The following is a 2,494-nucleotide window of genomic DNA, read 5'->3' on the forward strand; positions in this document are numbered from 1 at the left end:
TGAAATAAGGCATTTCTAGGCTAAAATAAGCCTTATATAGGGCAAAATCAGCGATTTATACGCCAAATATAGGGAAAATGACGGTAAAATGACGCCTAAACAGGAACGATTTATCCAGGAATATCAAGTTTCAGGTAATGCAACCCAAGCGGCTATTGCTGCGGGATACTCGGAAAAATCCGGTAAATCCATCGGAACTGAATTATTGTCTAATCCCACCATTCGCGCTGAATTAGATCGCCTCCAAGCCGAACGCAACGCCAAACACGAACTCACATTGGAACGAATCTTGATTGGTCTTCTCAAGGAAGCAGAACTCCCGAAAAGTGAAGGCGGTACGCCGTCCGTTAGAGTCGCAGCATGGAGAGCTATCGCGGATATAGGCGGCTTTTCCGCACCCCAACGAATCGAACTAGATGTTACCCCGCTCGCCGCGCGCCTTGAGACCGCGCGCAAGCGCGTCGCCGCCTTAACTCCACCCGAAATCCCTCCCTCGAACGATGAGACGGACAAGGAAATCCCAAAAGAAAATAGGGAAAAGAACGCAGGCTGAACGTATGAGACAGCAGAATTTTACGAGCCTGAGCCGTTGCCGGAACGCCGGGAGATGGACGGCGATGATGAATTGAGCCCATCCGCGACGGCTGCGATGTTGCGGAAAGTGGTTTAATCCCGCCGGATTCATCATAACAGCAACCTGGACAGGCGTAATTTGACGGAATTGCCTAGGATTTCGCCCCCCTATCCCATCTTGACGCCATTATTCGCCCTCTGCTGCGCCTTCGCCGTAATTGTCTGCAATCTCATAAATCTCTTCTTGCATCGCTTTTTCAACCATGACTGCTTTTTGCCATTTGTCCGCGTCTCGATACCGCAAAACGGCGTCACGTATCATCTGCGCGAGGAACGCAGGTTCTACCGCGTCAAGCTCCCAGCAACTACCGCCGAACTGCTCAATGTATCCAGCCGCCCGCGTGTCTGTTTCTTTGGTCGGGTTCGGCGGTAAATGCAGCGCCTCGACTTGTTCATGGTTCAACGCCAGGCGTTCTAATGTTATGTCCTGCTCTGCAAACATGCTTAACCGTTTCTGTACGTCGCGGGTCATGTCTATGCCGCTCGGATCGTGATCGCCCAAATAAAGAACGACTATTTTCTTGCCCAGCCTTCGCGCCTGATCGCCCAGCATGTTTCCATATTCGCGTAGTACGCTCAACGACGGATAGCCCTTATTGGCTGTAAAGCTGATGTCTAGTTCCTCACAGACAGGGATTAACACGCCTTCCAGAGCCTGTTTCTCAACCATGACTGAAATATGGTACGGTTGGTCGATCCACTTATTCCGGGCGAATTGTTCGGCGACAACATATAGGACTTCGGCGGGGCTATCCCAATGCGCATTTTGAACGGTCGAACGCCCCCGGTCTTTTATCATATCCCAGTCAATAAGTCCGGCCATTCGCGCATTACCGATTAACGTTCCTAGGCGGTTATACGATTTCTGGAAATTGGGGATAATATTGCGCGTCACCATCTGATAGTAAAGTTGACGCAAAGACAGGTCATAGCCCTGCTGCTCGTATTCGTCCAGGATGACGTTCACTTGCTCGATGGTCGCAGCGCTTGCGCGGTTGAATCGCTTATTGATATACGCCTGCCTAACCATCACGCTACCGCCTTTGAACCGATGGACGCCGCTGCCGGTTCAACCGGTTCAACATCGAACCATAACCGGCAATCATGGCAAAAAATGGACGAACCAGCGGGAACATGGCAAAGGACGCGCTTACAAGCCGGACAGATCGCCGCGATTAATTCGCGCTCTTGGATGGGTTCTTTGGTTTCGTTCATGGCCATAAAGTTTCCTACTCGAAATTCGCATGATGAATCGCCGACAAGCGAATATTTTCTCTGAACGCGGTTTCCATCGGATTCTTGAAAATCTTGCGTCCCAGGGCAAGGAAACGGCTTTCCCATACGTCAGCCGTCGTCGTTTAAAATAAATTTTCTCCGCCCTTGGTTTGCATCGTCCTGGAAATATTTTTTTATTTCTCCGCAGAATTATCTGCGTTAGATTGGCTTAAATCGGCTTTCTTGAACCTAAACGTTTTCAATCGTTCGATGGTTTCGGGACTAGCTGTTCTCGGCGCGCCAGTCCTTGGCTTTTTACCGAACCGATAGAGATAAAGCGTACATTTCTTAATCGGGCATAATTTCACTTCGTTCAAACTGCCCGCCGAACAATCAAGGCATTTAATCCGGATAGCTTTCAATGGACTATGTGAATTATCGTTCATTGTGAGACTCTCGCTTTCTTGGGCGTGGGTTTCATCACCCGCGCCGGTATAATTCAACTCAGGGCAAGGACGCCTGTCAAGCGACAATTATTCTTCCCCCTCGACGACAATTATTTTTCCCTGTTTGACTCAGCAACCAATCCGTCTTTGAAACGCGGTTATAGGAATGTAGATTTGTGATTTTTTCCTCCTGGGCCTGG

General features: G+C 49.5%; 3 protein-coding genes. 1 reads left to right on the forward strand and 2 read right to left on the reverse strand.

The genetic code is table 11. The annotated features are described in order from the left end of the window. Nucleotides 1-88: 88 nt before the first annotated feature. Nucleotides 89-553, forward strand: a complete 465-nt coding sequence (locus AB1656_19510) for a terminase small subunit (GenBank protein ID MEW6237576.1) — start codon at nt 89-91, stop codon at nt 551-553. Nucleotides 554-760: 207 nt separating this feature from the next. Here the strand turns inward: AB1656_19510 and AB1656_19515 are convergent, their stop codons facing one another. Together AB1656_19515 and AB1656_19520 are read right to left on the reverse strand one after the other, a co-directional pair. After that, nucleotides 761-1,663: a hypothetical protein gene (locus AB1656_19515; GenBank protein MEW6237577.1), complete on the reverse strand. Its 903-nt coding sequence runs from the start codon at nt 1,661-1,663 to the stop codon at nt 761-763. After that, nucleotides 1,663-1,848, reverse strand: a complete 186-nt coding sequence (locus AB1656_19520) for a hypothetical protein (GenBank protein MEW6237578.1) — start codon at nt 1,846-1,848, stop codon at nt 1,663-1,665. The genes AB1656_19515 and AB1656_19520 overlap by 1 nt, the downstream gene beginning before the upstream one ends. Between the last annotated feature and the right edge of the window lie 646 nt (nt 1,849-2,494).

Source organism: Candidatus Omnitrophota bacterium (genome assembly GCA_040755155.1).
Classification (GTDB): Bacteria; Hinthialibacterota; Hinthialibacteria; order Hinthialibacterales; family Hinthialibacteraceae; genus JBFMBP01.

What these genes read in the sequence shown, in the direction of transcription:
- AB1656_19510 (MEW6237576.1), top strand. Translation starts at nt 89, where the DNA reads ATGACGCCTAAACAGGAACGATTTATCCAGGAATATCAAGTTTCAGGT.
- AB1656_19520 (MEW6237578.1), bottom strand. Translation starts at nt 1,848, where the DNA reads ATGAACGAAACCAAAGAACCCATCCAAGAGCGCGAATTAATCGCGGCG.
- AB1656_19515 (MEW6237577.1), bottom strand. Translation starts at nt 1,663, where the DNA reads ATGGTTAGGCAGGCGTATATCAATAAGCGATTCAACCGCGCAAGCGCT.